At 70.0% G+C, this 1005-nt stretch carries 1 protein-coding gene; it reads right to left on the bottom strand.

The features are described from left to right. On the bottom strand, positions 1-980 hold a 980-nt coding region (locus EAO76_RS14355; RefSeq protein WP_187438616.1), incomplete at its 3' end, for an esterase family protein. Positions 981-1005: the final 25 nt, after the last annotated feature.

Genomic DNA, 1005 nt, shown 5'->3' with positions numbered 1-1005 from the left:
CGGAGCCGGGCGACGATGCCGTCGAGGTCGCGCTTGAACAGGTCGGGGCGGACGAAGTGGCCGCCGGGCACCTCGTGCCACTCGTGCGGGATGTTCGCCTTGCCCAGCAGGCTGCGGAACTCCCGCTGACCGGCCAGGACCTGGGTCTCGTTGGCCGTGTCGAACCAGTTGATCGGGTCGGGGCTGGTGCCGGCGACCATGAAGACCCGCTTGTTGCGGTAGCTCTCGATGCGCTGGACCGGGTTGTCGGCGCTGACCCGGGCCTCGTCCCACAGCGGTGCTCCGTAGACCGTGCCGCCGCCCAGTTCGATGGCGGCGGAGGACACGTTGGCCCAGTGGGCGACCAGGCCGAAGTCGCGGCGCAGGCTGGCCGGCCCGGAGTGGGCGCTGACCGAGGCGAAGTGGCCGTAGTACTTGGCCGCGTACTTCAGCGCGCCGAAGCCGCCCATCGAGAACCCGGAGACGGCACGGCCGTTGTACTCGGCGTACGTACGGAAGTTCGCGTCGATCCACGGGAGCAGCTGGGCGATGTGGAACGTCTCCCAGTTGCGGGGGCCGACGTTGGAGCTGACCGGGTTGGAGTACCAGCCCGCGTGCCCGCCGTCGGGCATCACGACGATGATCGGCTTGCCCGCGGTCCAGTCGCGGATGCCCATGCGGTCGAAGGTGATGAAGTCCTGGTCGGTGCCGCCGCCGTGGAAGAGGTAGAGGACGGGGTAGGTGCGTCCGCTGGTGTGGTAGCCGTCGGGGAGCAGGACGTTGACGCCCGGGTTCCAGCCGATCGCGTCGGTCTGGAAGCGGTAGTACCACATGCGGCTGTTGCTCTCGTTGCGGTCCACGATGCGCAGCCCGAAGCCGTCTCCCGCCGCCTGGGCTGCGGTCGCGGTCCCGAGGACGCCGGCCCCGCCGAGGGCCGCCGCGGCGGAGATTCCGCCGACGGTCTTCAGGACACTTCTGCGGGTGGGGCGGTGCTCGCTCAAGATGACCTCCTGGTAGGGGGTGGGG

Origin of the sequence: Streptomyces sp. sk2.1 (genome assembly GCF_008120935.1) — a bacterium.
Taxonomy (GTDB): domain Bacteria; phylum Actinomycetota; class Actinomycetes; order Streptomycetales; family Streptomycetaceae; genus Streptomyces.
The sequence above is the reverse complement of the archived record's forward strand: the minus strand, read 5'-3'. Positions and strand labels throughout refer to the sequence as shown.